At 51.1% G+C, this 18820-nt stretch carries 11 protein-coding genes; 5 read left to right on the forward strand and 6 right to left on the reverse strand.

Translation table 11 applies throughout. The features are described 5' to 3' along the window. Positions 1-27: 27 nt before the first annotated feature. The 4 genes from ACYVB1_RS03575 to ACYVB1_RS03590 all read right to left on the reverse strand — a co-directional run bounded on the left by ACYVB1_RS03575 (position 28) and on the right by ACYVB1_RS03590 (position 4338). The gene (locus ACYVB1_RS03575; protein ID WP_460920655.1) at positions 28-891 is read right to left on the reverse strand and encodes an alpha/beta fold hydrolase; all 864 of its coding nucleotides are present in this window, start codon (positions 889-891) and stop codon (positions 28-30) included. A 279-nt stretch (positions 892-1170) separates the two neighbouring features. Further along, complete coding sequence (locus ACYVB1_RS03580; RefSeq protein ID WP_460920657.1) at positions 1171-1881, reverse strand: methyltransferase domain-containing protein; 711 nt, start codon at positions 1879-1881, stop codon at positions 1171-1173. Beyond that, a complete protein-coding gene (locus ACYVB1_RS03585) occupies positions 1874-2983 on the reverse strand; it encodes a type III polyketide synthase (protein ID WP_460920659.1) in 1110 nt (369 codons plus the stop codon). The genes ACYVB1_RS03580 and ACYVB1_RS03585 overlap by 8 nt, the downstream gene beginning before the upstream one ends. Positions 2984-3348: 365 nt before the next feature. Then, positions 3349-4338, reverse strand: coding sequence for an SDR family oxidoreductase (locus tag ACYVB1_RS03590; RefSeq protein ID WP_460920661.1), 990 nt, complete (start codon positions 4336-4338; stop codon positions 3349-3351). 190 nt (positions 4339-4528) lie between these two features. On the opposite strand from ACYVB1_RS03590, the gene ACYVB1_RS03595 reads away from it, so the two are divergent. Continuing rightward, entirely contained in the window at positions 4529-5041 is a 513-nt protein-coding gene (locus tag ACYVB1_RS03595; protein ID WP_460920663.1) for a DUF1440 domain-containing protein, read from the forward strand. Between the two features lie 101 nt (positions 5042-5142). Then, positions 5143-5649: a DUF1440 domain-containing protein gene (locus ACYVB1_RS03600; protein WP_460920665.1), complete on the forward strand. Its 507-nt coding sequence runs from the start codon at positions 5143-5145 to the stop codon at positions 5647-5649. A gap of 183 nt (positions 5650-5832) precedes the next feature. Here ACYVB1_RS03600 and ACYVB1_RS03605 read toward each other — a convergent pair whose 3' ends face one another. Together ACYVB1_RS03605 and ACYVB1_RS03610 are read right to left on the reverse strand one after the other, a co-directional pair. Next, positions 5833-6228 (reverse strand): hypothetical protein, encoded by a 396-nt coding sequence (locus ACYVB1_RS03605; protein ID WP_460920667.1) that lies wholly within the window; start codon positions 6226-6228, stop codon positions 5833-5835. A 247-nt stretch (positions 6229-6475) separates the two neighbouring features. After that, complete coding sequence (locus ACYVB1_RS03610) at positions 6476-7054, reverse strand: heme NO-binding domain-containing protein (protein ID WP_460920669.1); 579 nt, start codon at positions 7052-7054, stop codon at positions 6476-6478. Positions 7055-8569: 1515 nt separating this feature from the next. On the opposite strand from ACYVB1_RS03610, the gene ACYVB1_RS03615 reads away from it, so the two are divergent. The 3 genes from ACYVB1_RS03615 (at position 8570) to ACYVB1_RS03625 (ending at position 18325) form a co-directional block, all read left to right on the forward strand. Then, complete coding sequence (locus ACYVB1_RS03615) at positions 8570-13804, forward strand: PKD domain-containing protein (protein ID WP_460920671.1); 5235 nt, start codon at positions 8570-8572, stop codon at positions 13802-13804. Positions 13805-14717: 913 nt separating this feature from the next. Then, on the forward strand, positions 14718-17387 hold the full coding sequence (locus tag ACYVB1_RS03620; protein ID WP_460920707.1) for an InlB B-repeat-containing protein: 2670 nt from the start codon (positions 14718-14720) through the stop codon (positions 17385-17387). Continuing rightward, on the forward strand, positions 17273-18325 hold the full coding sequence (locus tag ACYVB1_RS03625) for a PKD domain-containing protein (RefSeq protein WP_460920673.1): 1053 nt from the start codon (positions 17273-17275) through the stop codon (positions 18323-18325). Before ACYVB1_RS03620 ends, ACYVB1_RS03625 begins: the two co-directional genes overlap by 115 nt. Positions 18326-18820: the final 495 nt, after the last annotated feature.

Below are 18820 nucleotides of genomic sequence, written 5' to 3' on the forward strand. Positions count from 1 at the left end.
AACCCCTTGAATTGCTAGCTCCCTGCGCTACTCTTTAAAAGTGATGCTGGCAGGTCTTTCTACCCTGTAATGATCTGCCAATACCTTGAAAAATGCTTCCTCATTATGAAGCCATGGGAAGTGGCCGCTGGCTGGCAGGATAATAAAGTTGCTGGTCGGGTACCGCTCTTTTACATATACAATGCTGTCGCCGAAAATATCATCATCCCCAAAAAGAACGGTTATTCTGAACCCCGGATCTGGCAAGGGCTGAAGCTCAGGGTGTAATAGCAGCGAGAAATAGGTGCGGGTGATAGGTTTGGCATTGATATGATCCACCATGACCTGTACCGGGTTTTTCACCCGAAAATCCCGGTTGCAGTTGATGGAGAACTGGGTATAGAATTTACCATAGGCCTTGTAGCTTCCCAGCATCCCCAATGTGGAATTCTTCACCATGGCCGCCCACTCAGGACCGGTGCTTTTTCTCTTGTGAAATTTACCTACTTCAAACACTGTTTTCGCCCATTGCCAGCCAGTACCGGTGGCGGGGCTGCAGGCGAACATGCTCAGCAGTTTGCCCTGTCTTTTCTCAGCATACACCTGGGCATAGAGTCCACCCCAGGAATGGCCAAACAGGTGAAACCTGTCTAAATTGAAATGTGCGGCAATACTGTCGATGTCTGAAATATAACTGTCCATGGAGTAGCTGCCGGAGGAACAGGGGGAGTTCAGGGTGCCACGCTGGTGGAAATAAATCACCTGGTAGTCCTGCATGAGATAGCCTATGACCGGGTCCAGGTTTTCAGGAACGCCGGGCCCGCCGTGCAGCACAATCACGGTTTCTTTGCCGTTATTCGGGTAAACTATAGTATATAAGCTGGTGTCTTTGTTTAGAACTAAAATCGCCATTTTCTCTCATACGCAAGTTTTTGTACTTGGGAATTGTGCTCAACCCTTTTCTCCCGAAAAAAATGATAGAGGCTTCCTCTTTATAAACCTGCAGAAACCTGGGAAAGAGGATATCCTCTTATATACACGTACCAACGTTTAAGACCTTTTCACGAATACAATTACCTCATCTTTCTCTAAAGAAAGCACAGCATGATCGACAACATATATAAGAACCCGATATCACCTATGCGTAATGGGAGCCGGAACAATTTCATAACACGCCGTTTATCGCGGGGCTTAAGTCTTTTCAAGCAGGAGCTGCCACCTGAACGCCCACATCCACCGCAGGCTGTACGTTTTTATCCCTGCTTTGCGTACAAGTTCTTTTAACTCCCCTTTTTTAAAGGCCCGCCACACTGAAAGCGGCCCGTCGTTCTTTACCAGGTAAGATTTTGAAAAAAGGGCTGTCAGCCACTTTATAGAATGGTAGGCAAACCAGTGGCGGTGCAGGTCGTTGATAATGACAGCCAAGCGGGCCTGCCGGTGTAGCTGCCCGAACATTTGTACCAATTGTTGGTCTGTGAAATGATGGCAGAAAAGGCTGCACACCAGCACATCGTATGGATGCCGGGCAAAGCTCTCTGAGAAAACATCGTGTTGTTCTACCTGAATAGCGGGAAACCTGCTGCAACGCTGCCGGGCAACCTGCACAATGTAATCGTTGGCATCTACACCTGTCAGTTTAACAGTAATTTTCCGCCTATTGGCCCACTTCGCAATATGAATAAGGGTATCGCCACCCCCGCAGCCAATATCTGCGATGTGCAGGGGCTGTGGCAGGTTGTTGCCATGTTTTGCCACAAGTTTATCAAGGGCATCCAGCACGACCTTGTGGCCACCCAGGAGGGTGTTTATCACCTCCAGTTCTCCCAGCGTCCGGCGCATATCATCTCCTGACAGCTGAAGGTCATCCATTATTTCGGGCTCGTTAGACCGTTTCTTAAGCATAGTGTACTTTCAATAACATTGATTCCAGTGTAAGGCCGGGGCCGAAAGCAAAACTCAGTACCGGTTCGTCTTTTTTGTCCGGTGTCAGGCTCTCCATCAACGCCTTCAGCACGAAAAGCACCGTGGCGGACGACATGTTTCCAAAATCGCGCAGCACCTGGTAAGCATAGCGGTTGTCGTCGCGCGACATGCTCAGCTCCTGCTCAATTACCTCCAGTATGCGCCTGCCCCCCGGGTGTATGGCAAAGAGCCCGATGTGGGAGAGTTTTGTTTTCAGGTTTTTCAGCAACTGATCCGTTAGCTCTTTAATGCCTTCTTTGATAAGAGCAGGTACATAAGAAGAGAGTGTCATCTCAAAGCCGGTATCGCCGATATGCCAGGCCATTTCTGCTTTTCCTGCGGGTGCCAGGTGGCAATGGAACGATTGCAGCTCCAGGCTCACCTGTTCGTTTGGCTGTGCCTGTACCAGTACAGCCGCGGAGCCATCCCCGAACAAAGCGTTCGACACGAGGTGATCCTGTTCCGTGTACTTTTGAAAATGAATGGTGCAGATTTCTGTACACACAATCATGACCTTCGCTTTCGGATCGGCTTTGCATAAAGCATCAGCCAGTTTTAAAGCGTTGAAGGCGGCATAGCAGCCCATAAAATTGACAGCGGTGCGCTGTACAGAAGGGCGCAGGCCCAGGCGCTCTACCAGTTCAATACCCAGCCCCGGGGCGTACATGCCTGTGCAGCTAACGGTGATAAGGTGTGTGATTTCATCTGTGGAAACACCGGGAGCCTGCTTAAGACAGTTACGAATAGCTTCCTCTGATAAGCCTGCCGCATGCTGCCGGTATAGCTCCATCCGTTGCTGCACAGTTGGAAACGGCTCCAGGGTTGGGGTATTAGGGAAAAAGGTAAACTCCCCGTTCCGGCGGGTATAATCTTCCAGTACTGTATAACGCTGCCCAATACCTGAAACGCGGTACAAGGCTTTTAACTTTCGGGTGTTTTCCTCATCAAACTGCAGCGCTGCCGACATAAAATCCGCAATCTGCATTTGCGGTAATTTGTGTGGCGGGTTGGCCGTGCCGATGGCGCATATATATGTTTGCATGTATGGATGAAATTGTATAGAATGTCATGTGCTTCTACTAATTTGTTTTAGAGAAAGCGATGATGCTTTATTACATATAAAAGAATTTCAGCGTCATAAGGTTTGAACTATAGGACGCATTTAATTTTAAGTTAAAGCACAAAATAGGATTATGTGTACGCGCAAAAAAGGATTAAAGATATAAGGTTCTTTCTCCTGTTCTCCTGCAGGAAAAAGTATCTGCCATACCCTACAATTTAGAGGAAGCCTGCTTTTTCTATGGCTGGCAGAACCGCCTTGTTCTTACGTAGAAAATGGCAACCTTACACTAAAAATCAGGGGGCAGTATTCTCACTCCAATGAGCTATCGAGAAGCTGCACGGGTTTTATTTCTTTGTCAGCAATAAACCTATTCCCACCAACAGGCCTGCTGCCAGTGCTGCTTTACCGGCACTTTTCCGCAGTGTTTTTCGCTTGCCCTCCTTTTCCAGCTTCAGCCAACCCCCTCTTACGGCAGCCATTCGGGGCATGGGATGAAAGAGATTGCCGCTGGTTTTGGGAGCGTGCTCATCTTTCAGCTCAAACTCCGTTATGATCTTTCGCATGATTTTATCGAACAGCTTGGGCGTAAACTTTCGCCCGAGGCGCATTTCCAGGTTCAGTTTCCCGACAAATACTTCTCTCTGTGGCTTCTCCGTAAGCTTGATAATGGCTTTCACCACCTCCTCTGGAGGAGTTGCAGAAGTAGGAGGGTTAATAGCCCGGCCTGTATAGTTGGCTGCCTGGTTAAAAACGGGTGTATCAACGATAGAGGGATGCACTGTGCAGACATGGATATGTTTGTGATTTTCCAGTTCCTGACCAAGCGAAATACTCAAACTCCTCACACCTCCCTTGCTGATGCTGTAGGGCGTGGAGAAAGGCTGCCCGATGATTCCGGCCAGAGACCCCATGTTGATGAGTATCCCGTAGTCTTGTTTATAAAACTGTCGGACAGCTGCGCGGGCTCCGTAAATAAAACCAAAGAGGTTGGTCTCCAGGATGCGGCGAAAATCTGCTGTCGGTATTTGTGTAAATTCTCCAAAGATCAGCACCGCAGCGTCGTTTAGCCACACATCTATTTTGCCAAAAGCACTTACGGCTTCTGCTGCTAAATTATTCACTTCATCCTCTTGGGTGACATCTGCCTGCACAACATGCGCTTTCCCTCCGGAGTGTTCACAGGCCGCCGCAACCTCTTGTAGTACTTCTTTGCTGCGTGCAGCCAGCACCACACTTCCGCCCATGCTGGCCCACTGCAGGGCGGTAGCTCTGCCAATGCCGCTGGTGGCACCTGTAATCACCATCACCTGTCCGGTTTTATCTTTTCTTTTCATAGCTGGTCTGTCTGTCAGTTAAAAGTACATTCATTCAATGCTAAGAAACGGCCGGAGGAGTTTTATGTTGAAGAGGTCGTTGTTTTCCTTTAATTCTCTGCCTGTGTTGCTATTTTTTGAACTACCTTCTGGTGCTGTCGTAGTATAAGTTGCTTAGATACAGATTGATAAATATACATTAGACAATATTATGGCGAAAAGAGGAGTCAGTATAGCTGCAGAATTGATAAAAGGTGCCATCGCCGGAGCGGTTTCAGTATGGGCGATGGATAGGTTAACCTGGTATATGTACAGCCGCGAAGACAGGGAAGCTTACCTGCAGGAGAAAAAAGCACAGGTTAACAACCATTATGTGGCTCATGTAGCTGTCGATAAGGTGCTCCATGCAACCGGAACAGAGCTGTCGGATAAACAGCACTTTTATGCCGGGAAGGGTGTACATTATTTTTTGGGTATAGCCCCCGGTATGCTTTATGCTGCTTTACGGCACAAGGTGAAGGGCCTGGATGCAGGATATGGCTCGCTTTATGGACTGGGTTTATTTATTGTGATGGATGAAGTAATGGGGCCGGCACTAGGCCTTGCCTCTGGCCCGATGGCCTATCCATGGCAGGCGCACGTGAGAGGGCTGGCAGGTCACCTTGCGGTAGGGCTGGTAACAGACGGAGCGCTGAGGTTGCTTGATAATGCTTTACCAGAATAGCCAGGCTCCTTGCGCCGGCCTTTGTTAACAGGTGCATCAGGTGTGTCCGGCTGGACAGAAGTTTGTGGTGCAAAGTATAGCTTAAACTAGCGGTTTCTGCTATGGGAAGGGGTATTTACAGATTAGTGAAAGGGGCTATTGCCGGCGCTGTGGGGGTGTGGTTAATGGACAGGTTTACCTGGTACTGGTATAGCCACGAAGACACTGAAACCTTAGTACAGGAGAGAGCCGCTATGAAAGGAGGGAGGTATGCCCCGAACACAGCAGGCAAGCAGTTAACAGACGCTTTGCAAATAAACCTGCCTCAGAAACAACAGTATGTGGTGGGCAGGAGCATCCATTATCTGATGGGCATTGCACCTGGCGCTTTGTATGCGATATGGCGTCACCGAGTTGCGCCACTCGGTTTCTGGCGCGGCCCGCTGTATAGTTTTACCCTTTTTATCAGCTTTGATGAAGTGATAGTGCCTTCTCTTGGCTACGCCTCGGAGGCCGCTGCCTATCCGTGGCAGTCACACGCCAGGGGCTTCTTTGCGCACATTTTATTGGGAGTTACTACTGATGCTGTCATCAGCCTGCTGGACCAGCCTTTGTGGCAAGGGCGTTGAATTGCAAAATATATTTATCTCAAAGGCAGCCTCAAGATAGGTAGTGAAGTTACCGCTGATTATTTGTTTTAAGCTTCCAAAGAGTTTTTAGAGAAGGCTCCTGTTATACGGGAGCTTTTTTTGTGACAGCTTGGTCAAGTCTCTTTACAATGCTCTCTTTGCGTGGAATACCAACACCTTCCGCTAACTTACAAGCCACTCAACTGCAGGGGCAACTTCTGTAAAGCTTCTAATTTCTATGGTCAGCTTCTGTTTCTCGTATACTTTCTTCACAGCATTTTCCCTTATTGTACTACCCGACACAATGCGAGCTAACTTCTTGAGGCGGGTAGCCATCAGGTTCTGGCGGAAATCGGCAAGCATAGTGGCATACGTTTCCTCGCTTACTTCTACCTCTGTTTTCCGGGCATCAATCAGTAGCCTTTTTACATCATAATTACGGACATGCTCCACAATAATTCTTAGCGCTTGCCTCACCTCAGGCAAAACAAGGTTGTCTACAGTGGGCATATCGACATACAGGATGTCGGTGGTGGGATCGTAGTCCAGCTTTACAAAGCCGTTTTGAAAAAGAATCATATCCAAACTTCTACGCAGGCCTTCATTATTAAGCTTTAAAATACTAGATGCCTGCGGGTATCTCTTTCCTTGTGAACCTGTTAAATTTATTTTGAAGCGCAAAGTTTGCGTTTAGAACAAGCTTTTGCATTCAGAGGTAGCCAGAATTTCAACGCTTGCCTGAACCATGTAAGCTACAGGAACATACAAGCATTCATACTACAAAGCTACAGCGGTTTCATACACACTAACCCCCCTTTCCTGTATTTCATACATCTCCTAAAAAATCAACCCGGATTTGTACTCTTTCCTCTTCAACAGGGGTAAGGAGAGTGATCTCCACCAAATCTCTTTCATGGAAATATCCTGCTATACCTTTTATGATGCCGACGGCTACTCCGGCCATCCTGCGCCGGGAGTGGTAATCGACTATCAGCTGCTTACTGCCTTTCTTCGTAACGAGCAACATGGGCGGGTTTGCCCTGTTGTCTTCTCTTTTCACAGCGGCGTGCATGGCGGCCTCTGTGTTCAGGAGCATATCGTATGTGCGCCACGCAGGGTTTATGTACCTGTTGTAAACCAGAAGAAGATCTGAGACCAGGAATTCCCCGTATTTCTCCATCAGTTCGTAAACCGGGATACCCGTAAGTTCGGAGGCTTTATGTACAATCGCGTACATCTCTTTGGTGGGATACACTTCATGCATCTGGTAATAAGCATGCTGTATGCCGGCCGCCTCCACTAATTTTATCCAGGTGCTGAAGTCATACGCATTCTCTACAAACCGCCGCATTAAAACAAACATGGAGCCATGCATGTGGTCTTCAGTGGGTAAATTTTTTTCCATATAGCTATGTTCAGTTTTCCTCGCAGGTTAGTTTAGCCGAAGTTTTGAATACAGATGAATGCCTTTTTTCTAGCATGATGTCTTTTAATTATCAGACCAGTTAACTTTCAGAGGAAGTGCTTGACTTTTTTCTTCTTTTTTCCGTCATGCTATCTTTCTCAAGTACTTTAACCGAAGCAATACTATTCATGCACAGCCAGCTTCCATACAGTGCAGATTCAGTTCGCCAAAGTCGTATCCAGCAGTACACTCGAAGCTTTGGTTCCAAACCCTCTACGCCAACAGGCTGGATGAATTTTATACGTAATTTCAAAGCATGAACCGGGATTAGAACCGGCATCTGTATCAGCCTCAGCCTTCGTTATATGTCAAAAATACTGTTTTAGGCATAGCTTATAAAGCACCTTAAGCTTATTGCTGTTAGGTTAAAGGAAACCTTTAAAAAGCTCAAGGTAACAAAAGAAAAGGTTTTTTATGCACTTTTATTGCCGTGCGACCTGCATTGTACCCAAGTCAGGAGGCCCGTTTCAGGAGGATAATGAAGGGGCAACAGCAGGACGCCGGCGTCTCAACCTGCTGTTTCATCATCTTTTATGTTCCTATACCTTCAGGTTTGATTCAACCTTTCGTTTAACACGAAATATACTGGTAAAAAAAAGTGAAATATTTTAAATATTCATTCATCCAAACTTCGTTACCCGCTCGTATAAGCTATAGATAAGTGTGAAAACATAAACTCCCAAGGCTACCTATCGTTCCACTATAAAGCTAACTATATGATGAAAAACTACATACCCGGAAAAGCTTTTATTTAATTGATTTTCAATTTTTTTGAAGCTTCCTTGTTGCTTCCCATAACAAGTCTACCCATGGCAGGCACCATACTTCCTGGTGTTCTTCCTGCCATTCTCAATTACCTTCAAATTCCATTTTTCTGGAATTTTGTTTCTGCTCTCCGCTGTTAATTCACCCTTTTTTTGAGGTGGATGCACCCGTTGTTTTCGAAGCACCTGGCGTTTTATTATTCCTGAACCCTTTACGAACCTGTCCAGAGGCATGCTATCTACTACTACTACTATTGGAGGAAGCTGCTTTCTATGCTCCTGGAGATAAAGAGCATGTTTAAACCTTCAAACTTGCCATGCTGAAGTGCGCTTGTTAAGGCTGCTTTTAACTATTTTAAAACAAACGCGCAGCTTTTATACCAAAAATGAGCTTTGGCAAAAAACTGTTAGCCTTTCAGGCTGGCAAGAAGAGCTTTATTGCTTGTTCCGGATAAAGGTAAACCGTAATACTGCGCCAGTGTGAGATTCGCTGCACTTATGCACATTCTTTCTATTCGTTTCACCCATTTTGGCGCTATTTATGCTATTCGTTCGCAAACTTAACAAGTTCCAGGGGAGTATTGCCCCTTTCTATCAGTGTTCAAACTTCCAAAACAGCACCAGTTTCAGGTCTGGTAGTCCGGCAAATTATTTACAAAGAAAGTCGGGTCCCCGGTCGGTTTCGCTGTTTTTGAAGCTAATACTACTTCTGCTCTTCTCGGCAGGCACCAGCGTGCAGCTGCTTGCTCAAACTCCTCCCAGTGGCTTCTCCTCTGTTACAGTTTCAACACAATGGAATGAGGCAGTCGGGGTAACCTTCAACAGTACCGGTAATCAGATGTTCGTTTGGGAAAGGCCGGGTGTGGTGTGGGTTGTGGAGAACGGACAAAAAAAACTCTTCATCGACATCAGTGAAGAGGTGGGCGGCTGGCGGGACTTTGGTCTCCTTGGCTTTGCCCTCCACCCGCAGTTTGACACCAACGGCTATTTTTACCTGCTTTATACCGTAGACAGACACCACCTGATGCACCACGGCACCAGCAGATACAGTGCCACAACAAATGAATATTTCAATGCGACCATTGGCAGGCTCACACGCTACACGGCCTCTAAATCAGCCTCAGGCTATACCATTAACAATGGCAGCCGAAAGGTGCTGATTGGGGCCACCAGGTCTACGGGTATTCCGGTGCTGCACCAAAGCCACGGCGTTGGCTCGCTTGTATTCGGCACTGACGGCACCCTGCTGGTTTCTGCCGGAGACGGCGCCAGCTATGTCACAGACGATGTAGGGAGTGCCACGGAAACATATTATGTACAGGCTCTGGCTGATGGCATCATTTCCAACCAGCAAAACGTAGGTGCCTTCCGCTCTCAGCAACTGGAAAGCTACAACGGCAAGATTCTGCGTATCGACCCGGAAACCGGCAACGGTATTTCCAGCAATCCTTATTATGAGTCTGCTAACCCGGCTTCGGTCCGCTCTAAGGTATGGGCTTTAGGACTTCGGAATCCGTTCCGGATGACGCTCAGGCCCAACTCAGGCAGCACCAATCCTGCTGATGCAAGGCCCGGTGTGCTCTATGTGGGGGATGTAGGATACGGCACATGGGAGGACCTGAATGTGGTAACCAGGCCGGGAATGAACTTCGGGTGGCCGCTTTTTGAGGGTTTGACTGCACATAATGGATACACCACCAAGAAAACCTATAACTATTATGCGCCAAACCCGCAGTATGGCTCAGGGGGCTGCACGCAGCAGTACTTTTATTTCCAGGACTTAATTAAACAGGAGACGGCGAGTGGCACGGCTTCTTTTACAAACCCCTGCAATACATCGTTGGCCATACCGGCCAGCGTGCGCACTTTCCTGCACAGCAGGCCTGTTATTGATTGGAGGCATGGCTCTTCAGGGCCTTCCAGAACAGGTACTTTCAGTGGCGAAACTGCTACCGAAGTAAACATCGGGGCATCCGGCTCGCCTGTTTCAGGGCCCCAGTTTGGTGGAAACGCAGCAGTGGCAGGTGTTTTTTATACCCGCAACGATTTTCCGAGGGAGTTCAGGAACACCCTCTTCTTTGGCGATTATTCCGGCAGGTGGATCCGCAGCCTCACGTCTGACGGGAACGACAAACCCACTGCTGTAAGAGACTTTATTAGCAGCGGAGCTATTGTGGTGTCGATGGCCACGCATCCTTCTGAGGGCGGGATATACTATGTGAGCTTTCCTTCAGAAATCAGGAAAGTGACCTACAAAAACCGTACGCCTATTGCAGTGGCTACCTCTGATAAAACGTACGGCAACAGCCCCCTTACAGTGCAGTTTAACGGCAGCGGTTCCTATGACCCGGACGGGCAGAGTATATCTTACCTGTGGGATTTCGGAGACGGTACAACAAGTACACAGGTTAATCCTTCTCACACCTTTACCGCGGCCACCACGGCTCCAACTACTTTTAATGTTACTCTTACAGTGTCTGACCCGCCAGGTACCACTGACCAGACAGCATTTGCTATCTCAGTGAATAATACGCCGCCGCAGGTGACTATCACCAGTCCTGCCGATGGTACCAAGTACCCGATGACAAGCGAGACAAGTTATACGCTGAAGGCTAGTGTAACCGACCAGGAGCATAGTGGCAGCCAGCTGACTTACAGGTGGCAGACCATTTTACACCATGAGGACCACCAGCATCCTGAACCATCTGTCTCAACCCCGGAGCCTACAATCAGTGTCTCTCCATTAGGGTGTGGGGTAGAAACATACTACTACCGTATTGTGCTGACTGTAACTGATGCGGCAGGCCTTTCCACCACGAAAGAAGTAAAGCTTGTTCCGGACTGTAATATGTCCACGACTCCTATTGTGCGGGAAGTGTGGGAGAATATCAGCGGGACGGCAGTTTCGGCTATCCCTGTCACTACGGCACCAAACAGCATGTCTCAGCTTAGCCTGTTTGAAGCACCTTCCAACGCAGGGGATAATTTTGGAGCCAGGGTAAGGGCCTATGTGCAGGCACCTACTACAGGAGACTATACCTTCTGGATAGCCAGTGACCAGGACAGTGAATTGTGGCTGAGCACAGATGAGAACCCGTCAAACAAACGAAAAATAGCCTCCGTCAGTGGCCTGACAAACAGCAGAGAATGGACCAAATATGCTTCTCAAACGTCAGCGCTTATCAGCCTCCAGGCTGGCAGGAAATACTACATCGAAGCGCTGCACAAAGAGAGCACCGGTTCAGATAACCTGGCTGTAGGCTGGCGGCTTCCTGATGGGGGGCTGGAGCGCCCGATACCCGGCTACCGGTTAACCCCCTATACCACTTCCGGTACTAACCTGCCACCGGTAGCCAACGCTGGGCCTGACAAAGCCATTGAATTGCCTGCCAACAGTGTTCAACTGAGCGGCTCCGGCACCATCAGCAGTTACAGCTGGAGCCAGGTGAGCGGGCCGAACACGGCCACCTTCAGCAGCAGGACGGTAGCGGCTCCGACTGTCAGCGGCTTGCTGGAGGGCAGCTATGTGTTCCGGTTAACCGTGACAGATAACGGCGGGGCCAGTGCCTCCGATGAGGCTGCCGTGACGGTGCATCCGGCACCTGCTACGGGCACACCTATTGTGAGGGAGTTCTGGGCGAATGTAACAGGCATGACGGTGGCGGACATTCCTGTCAACACCACACCAACCTCTACTTCCCAGCTTACTTCTTTTGAAGCGCCATCTTATCAGGGGGATAACTATGGAGCCAGGGTAAGGGCGTATGTGCACGCGCCTGCCACCGGCAGCTACACCTTCTGGATTGCCAGCGACGACCACAGCGAACTGTGGCTGAGCGCGGACGAGAACCCGGCAAACAAAAGGAGGATAGCCTATGTGGAAGGTCACACCTCCAGCAGGCAGTGGACCAGGTACGCTTCCCAAACATCCGGCACCATCACGTTGCAGGCAGGTCGAAAATACTATATAGAGGCCCTGCACAAAGAAGCTACAGGCGGCGACAACCTGGCGGTAGGGTGGCAGTTGCCGGACGGCACGCTGGAACGGCCTATCCCTGGCAACAGGCTCTCTGCTTACAGCCCCTCTACTACCAACGTAGCTCCCACAGCCAATGCGGGACCGGATAAGGCTGTCACGCTGCCTGCCAACAGTGTGACGCTGAGTGGGTCTGGTACCGACAGCGACGGCACCATCAGCACGTATAGCTGGAGCAAGGTGAGTGGTCCTTCGGCTTCCCTGAGCGGGGCAAGTTCAGCCACTTTAACAGCAAGTAACCTACTGGAGGGCAGCTATGTTTTCCGGCTAACGGTGACGGACAACGCAGGTGCGAGCGCTTCTGATGATGCCTCTGTTACAGTGCATCCGGCTCCGACTTCTACGACGCATATCATGCGGGAAGTCTGGGAGAACGTCAGCGGCAAAACTGTTTCGACTATTCCTGTCACTACGGCACCAAGCAGCACCTCCCAACTCACCTTGTTTGAAGCACCTTCCAACGTAGGCGATAACTACGGAGCCAGGATAAGGGCGTATGTGCATGCGCCTGCCACCGGCAGCTACACCTTCTGGATTGCCAGCGACGACCACAGCGAACTGTGGCTGAGCACGGACGAGAACCCGGCAAACAAAAGGAGGATAGCTTATGTGGAAGGTTACACCTCCAGCAGGCAGTGGACCAGGTACGCTTCCCAGACATCCGGCACCATCACGTTGCAGGCGGGTCGAAAATACTATATAGAGGCCCTGCACAAAGAAGCTACAGGCGGCGACAACCTGGCGGTAGGGTGGCAGCTGCCGGATGGGACGCTGGAGCGCCCGATACCCGGCTACCGGTTAACCCCCTATACCACTTCCGGTACTAACCTGCCACCGGTAGCCAACGCTGGGCCTGACAAAGCCATTGAATTGCCTGCCAACAGTGTTCAACTGAGCGGCTCCGGCACCGACAGTGACGGCACCATCAGCAGTTACAGCTGGAGCCAGGTGAGCGGGCCGAACACGGCCACCTTCAGCAGCAGGACGGTAGCGGCCCCGACTGTCAGCGGCTTGCTGGAGGGCAGCTATGTGTTCCGGTTAACCGTGACAGATAACGGCGGGGCCAGTGCCTCCGATGAGGCTGCCGTGACCGTGCATCCGGCACCTGCCACGGGTACACCTATTGTGAGGGAGTTCTGGGCGAATGTAACAGGCATGACGGTAGCAGAAATACCTGTGAATACCACGCCCACCTCCACCTCGCAGCTGACCCTGTTTGAGTCACCTAAATACACCGGCGACAACTACGGCGTCAGGGTGAGGGCATACGTGCATGCGCCTGCCACCGGCAGCTACACCTTCTGGATTGCCAGCGACGACCACAGCGAGCTGTGGCTGAGCACCGACGAGAGCCCGGCAAACAAAAGGAGGATAGCTTACCTGGAGAGCCACACCAACAGCAGGGAGTGGACCAGGTTCCCTTCGCAAAAGTCGGCTGCAATATCGCTGCAGGCAGGGCGGAAGTATTACATCGAGGCGCTGCATAAGGAGCATACAGGCTCTGACCACCTGGCGGTGGGATGGCAGCTGCCGGATGGGACCCAGGAACGTCCTATTCCTGGAAACCGCCTTTCGCCATACAATCTGAGCCAGACTGCTACGGCGCAGGTAATAGCGGCAGGTGAACTGATAACAGACCCGCTGATTTCCTATTATCCAAACCCTTTCGAGTATGAGCTCACGCTTCAACTGAACGGCAGAAAAGAAGATAAGTATAGCCTGCAACTGTTTGATATGCTGGGCAGGGAGGTATGGCAGCTGGAGAGCGTAGAGGCTGACCAAAAGCTGGTGATTGGAAAGGAGCTTGCCGCTGGTGTGTATGTGCTGATAGTACGTGCGGGCAAAGAGGCGAAACAGTATAAAGTAGTGAAAGCGCGCAAAGGAAGTTAAAGCCGGCTTTCATAACAGGCATAGATAACCTGAGTCTGTGATGGCTTATTAGTTTACGTCATCAGGCTATGGCCGAATGTAGCGGCAGGAACAGCAAACAAATAACCCTGGCTGTTCCTGACCGCTTACATGATTTCCGGAAGAACTGCCAGAGCAGTTAGTTTTTTGGCTCAAAAACATCAGAATATATTAAGCAAACTTGTAGATGAAGGTATACCTGGCTAATTCATTTCCGCAACAGCACTTGTTGAAACCTCTCTTTTTGCCATTTATGCTTGCCATCCTCTTCCTGGGCGCTTATCCTTTTTATTTAAATAACGGGAATGCCAGCCAAGGAGTGTGGGGTGCCAGCAACCAGAAATTCAAGAAAGCATCCGTAGCCCCGAACATGGCCGGGTGTCCGCCTGTAAGTACGCTGCCCTGCGAAAACCTCCAGGTAGCCCTGCCTCTAGACCTTACCTTTAACGCGGGCGTGTCCGGAACACTCGTTGATAAAAATGGAGTGGGCACCGGTTTTACTATGGTGGACACGTACTCGGGCGCTCGCCTGTCAGATGATGGAAGTCCTTCAAATGCCAGTGTGCCGGGCTATGAGCCCTCCAGGTTGGCCTTAAACGCGGGGAGGTTGCAACTCCTGAGTAACCGCGGGATTGCGTACCAGACGAACAACAACCAGCTGAACACCTTGGGAGTGAAGGTAGATTCCCGTACAAAACTGCAGGTAGAGACAACGCTGATTAATCCTTTTTATGGCACCTCTTCCCAACAGGCCGGGCTTTGGTTTGGGCTAAGCGACAAAACTTTCCTGAAGCTGGTTGTAACGGGAAACAAAATAGAGATGCGCCGGGAGGTGAACGATGCCTCTGCCTGGTCTGATCAGCGCATTACAGGTACCATCAGCGGTTTAGAGAACATGACGGTGCGCCTGCGGCTGATCATAGATCCTGCTACAAATACCGCGCAGGGCTTTTACACAACTGACGGGAGCACCTTCATAGATGTCGGAGCCACATACGGAACACCTACCCTCAGCCTGTCCGGCACGGGCATTACCGGCAGCACAGCCTATGCCGGTATTTTTGCTACTCATCGTTACAGCACGACACCAGTCACGTATACCTTCGATGATTTTTCTGTTATACCTGCTACCAGCACAGATGTGCTACGCCCATATGTAACTGTTGTGCGCCCTGCCAACGGGGCTACTAATGTGGCGCTGGACCAGTCTGTGTCTGTTGAGTTGGCCTTCCCGAGCGGGTATTCTCTGGAGGGCGGCACTGTCAACTCTGGTACCGTTAAGCTGTATACAGTAGTTAACGGCGTAAAAACGGAGGTGACCGGCACCGCTGTGAACTCCACCGCCGGCGGGGATGCCATTACGCTTTCGGCTGCGCTCAAAGCCGGAACAACTTATGAGTTTTATATCTCGGATCAGGTGAAAGACCTGGGAGGATATGCCCTGGTTCCGTTTACGTCACAGTTTACGACTAAAAGTACTGGCACAGACACACCAACAGACCTGAGCGGAGTGTCCTTTACCGAGCGTACCTTAGTTGATCACAGTTTCGGCACCTTAGGCTTTACATCACTGGCGATAGGGCCTGACCGCAGGCTCTATGCTGCCTCCTCCGGTGGAAAAATTGAGCGTTGGGATATAAAACCAGACGGAACGCTTCAGAACCATGTTTCCATTTCGCCTTTCGGTGTTGAACAACGGTTGCTGATAGGGCTGCGCTTTGACCCGGCAGCCACCAGCAGCAACCTCCTGGTTTGGGTGAGCCATTCTTCTCCTTCCTTTTACCAGGCACCGGAATGGTCAGGCAAGATATCCAGCATCAACCTGAACAATCCATCTTCTCCGCAGGTGACGGATTATGTTATTAACCTGCCGCGTTCCCAGAAAGATCATACCACAAACTCCATCGACTTCGGGCATGACGGGGCCCTATACTTTTTACAAGGCAGTAACACAGCCATTGGAGCACCAGATGCTGCCTGGGGATACAGGCCGGAACGTCTCCTGACAGCCGCGGTTTTACGCCTCGATATTGCGAAGGCGCGGCAACAGGGCCTGCCGCTGAATGCGAAAACAGAAGATGGTGGCAGTTATAATCCTTTTGCAACCAATGCGCCACTCACCATTTTCGCGACGGGCATCCGGAATGCCTACGACCTGGTATGGCATTCGAATGGGGAGCTGTATGTGCCTACCAATGGTTCCTCAGCGGGGGGCAACACGCCTGCTCTTCCCTCAGGCACAGTCTGGTCTAACGGCGAGGTATATACAGGACCCAGTATACCTGCTTTGACAGATTTGCGTCTGACCATGCACGATTTCCTGTACAGGGTAGTGAAGGGGGGATATTACGGGCACCCGAACACCAAAAGAAACGAGTACATCCTGAACGGTGGCAACCCTACCTCGGGTGTTGACCCGGCTGAAGTTGTGGGTACAGTGGATGGTGTAACACATGGGTATGCCACAGGCACACCCAAAGAGCCTAACTACCGCGGATTTTCCTATGACTTCGGGCCAAACATATCCCCAAACGGCATTATTGAATACAGAAGCAACGCCTTTGATGGGAAGCTGAAAGGTAAATTACTGGTGTGCCGGTTTAGTGGTGGCGATGACCTGATGGTGATGGAGACAGGGGGCACCTCCAAAGAAATCATCAAAGCGACGCCTGGCATTGAAGTACCCGGCCTCCGCCGCCCTTTTTCAAACCCCCTGGATGTGGTGGAGGACATTTTAACCGGCAATCTGTACCTGACTGAGTATTATGACGGCAACGGGGATGGCCGTCCTTACCTGACCTTGTTGAAAGCGGATAAGCCTGCTACTTCCGGCTACATCCTGACGGTGACGACTAACGGCAACGGCACGGTCAGCAAGAACCCGGATCAGGCTTCTTATGCCAGTGGCACGAGCGTCAGCCTTACCGCTACAGCAGCTTCGGGCTACCAGTTTTCCGGATGGAGCGGAGGAGTAACCAGTACTGCGAACCCCCTGGTACTTAACATGAACAGCAATATTTTTGTAACAGCCAACTTTACAGGAGGTCCTACTACCACCTGCACTGCGTCGGGCACGATTCTGCGGGAGCACTGGAGCAGCGTGACCGGCAGCAGCGTGTCTGACATTCCCCTGGGTACCAGCCCAAGCAGCACCAGCCAGCTGGGCCTGTTCGAGGCGCCCAGCGGCCTGGGCAGCTACTACGGGGCGAGGGTGCGGGGCTACATCTGCCCGCCGCTCACGGGCAGCTACACCTTCTTCATTGCCTCCGACGACAACTCGGAGCTGTGGCTGAGCACCAGCGACAATCCGGCAGACAAGCAGAAGATTGCCTCCGTCAGCGGCNCGACAACCTGGCGGTGGCCTGGCAGCTGCCCGACGGGAGCACAGAGGCCCCTGTCCCCGGCGGCAGGCTCTCCCCCTTCGGCAGCACCACCACCAACCAGCCGCCTGTGGCCAGCGCGGGCCCGGACAAAGCCATCACCCTGCCCACCAGCAGCGTGCAGCTCAGCGGCTCTGCCACCGACAGCGACGGCACCGTCAGCACCTACAGCTGGAGCCAGGTGAGCGGGCCGAATACGGCCACCTTCAGCAGCAGGACGGTAGCGGCCCCAACTGTCAGCGGCTTGCTGGAGGGCAGCTATGTCTTCAGGCTGACGGTGACAGATAACGGCGGGGCCAGTGCCTCCGATGAGGCCACGGTGACGGTGCACCCGGCCACTGCCACGGGCACACCTATTGTCAGGGAGTTCTGGGCCGGTGTCAGCGGCACGCGGGTGGCCGACATCCCGCTGCACACCGCGCCCACCTCCACCTCGCAGCTGACCCTGTTTGAGTCACCCAAGTACACCGGCGACAACTACGGCGTCAGGGTGAGGGCGTACGTGCACGCGCCTGCCACCGGCAGCTACACCTTCTGGATTGCCAGCGACGACCACAGCGAGCTGTGGCTGAGCACGGACGAGAGCCCGGCAAACAAAAGGAGGATAGCTTACCTGGAGAGCCACACCAACAGCAGGGAGTGGACCAGGTACCCTTCGCAGAAGTCTGCCGCTGTTTCGCTGCAGGCCGGCAGGAAGTACTACATCGAGGCGCTGCACAAGGAAGGGGCAGGCGCTGACCACCTGGCGGTGGGGTGGCAGCTGCCGGATGGCACGCAGGAGCGGCCTATTCCCGGAAACAGGCTCTCCGCCTATATGGCAGCAACCGCAACCGCAACCTTAAGATCAACGACAGAAAAGGCAGAGCCTTTGGCAGCGAGTGACCTGGTAGTAGTGCCGAATCCTTTTTCTACTTCTGTCACCATTTATCTTCCTACCGGGGTAAGCGGCATACAGCATCTTATAATAGCAGACCTCGCAGGAAAGGTTGTATATGAACAAACAGCTGAGGCAAGGGGCGGAGAACTCCACCTTTCGCTCGCACAGCTGAAGAAAGGGGTTTATATCCTGACCCTGCAGGACGGTAACAATATGCCTGTCAGTGTGAAGCTGTTGAAGCAGTAAGGCTGTCTGAGAGATAAAAGGAAAGCAGATGGCTGGTGTTGCTTAGCAGGAGTACATGCTTTATTATGATTATGTAGGTAGCGTTATACATGCATCTGTTCATCGCAGGTACATGTATAGCGCTACCTATAATTACTTTTCTAATAGTTTTTATGCTCTAAGTGTATGTGGCTGCCGTTCGGTAAATTCGTCCTGCAGTTCTTTTTGCGCTAGTATCGCCTGTAATTTTTGAGTAGCCGACGTGCTTCCCCCTGCAGAAAAACAGGAGTGAGGGAGACCATTGCTAAAAAAGAATTTATCTTTCCGTTTTCGCCAGCCTTCATTTTTTTGAGGGAGTTTCTAATACCCTCTTTGGTCTGACAGTGTGCTGTTATTCATAGGGAAGCAAAGTGCGGTAGAACTGGCCCCTTATTGCTCCGACACTATATCCTTTCAGCCGTTGGTTATCTTGCTCCAGCTAGTGATAATAGCGTTTGCATCCATGGTGATAACGGC

The sequence above is a fragment of the Pontibacter brevis genome, from assembly GCF_054779655.1.

Bases quoted from the DNA above. Each gene is read 5' to 3' on its own strand.
- ACYVB1_RS03575 (WP_460920655.1), bottom strand. From the start codon at position 891: ATGGCGATTTTAGTTCTAAACAAAGACACCAGCTTATATACTATAGTT.
- ACYVB1_RS03580 (WP_460920657.1), bottom strand. From the start codon at position 1,881: ATGCTTAAGAAACGGTCTAACGAGCCCGAAATAATGGATGACCTTCAG.
- ACYVB1_RS03585 (WP_460920659.1), bottom strand. From the start codon at position 2,983: ATGCAAACATATATATGCGCCATCGGCACGGCCAACCCGCCACACAAA.
- ACYVB1_RS03590 (WP_460920661.1), bottom strand. From the start codon at position 4,338: ATGAAAAGAAAAGATAAAACCGGACAGGTGATGGTGATTACAGGTGCC.
- ACYVB1_RS03595 (WP_460920663.1), top strand. From the start codon at position 4,529: ATGGCGAAAAGAGGAGTCAGTATAGCTGCAGAATTGATAAAAGGTGCC.
- ACYVB1_RS03600 (WP_460920665.1), top strand. From the start codon at position 5,143: ATGGGAAGGGGTATTTACAGATTAGTGAAAGGGGCTATTGCCGGCGCT.
- ACYVB1_RS03605 (WP_460920667.1), bottom strand. From the start codon at position 6,228: ATGATTCTTTTTCAAAACGGCTTTGTAAAGCTGGACTACGATCCCACC.
- ACYVB1_RS03610 (WP_460920669.1), bottom strand. From the start codon at position 7,054: ATGGAAAAAAATTTACCCACTGAAGACCACATGCATGGCTCCATGTTT.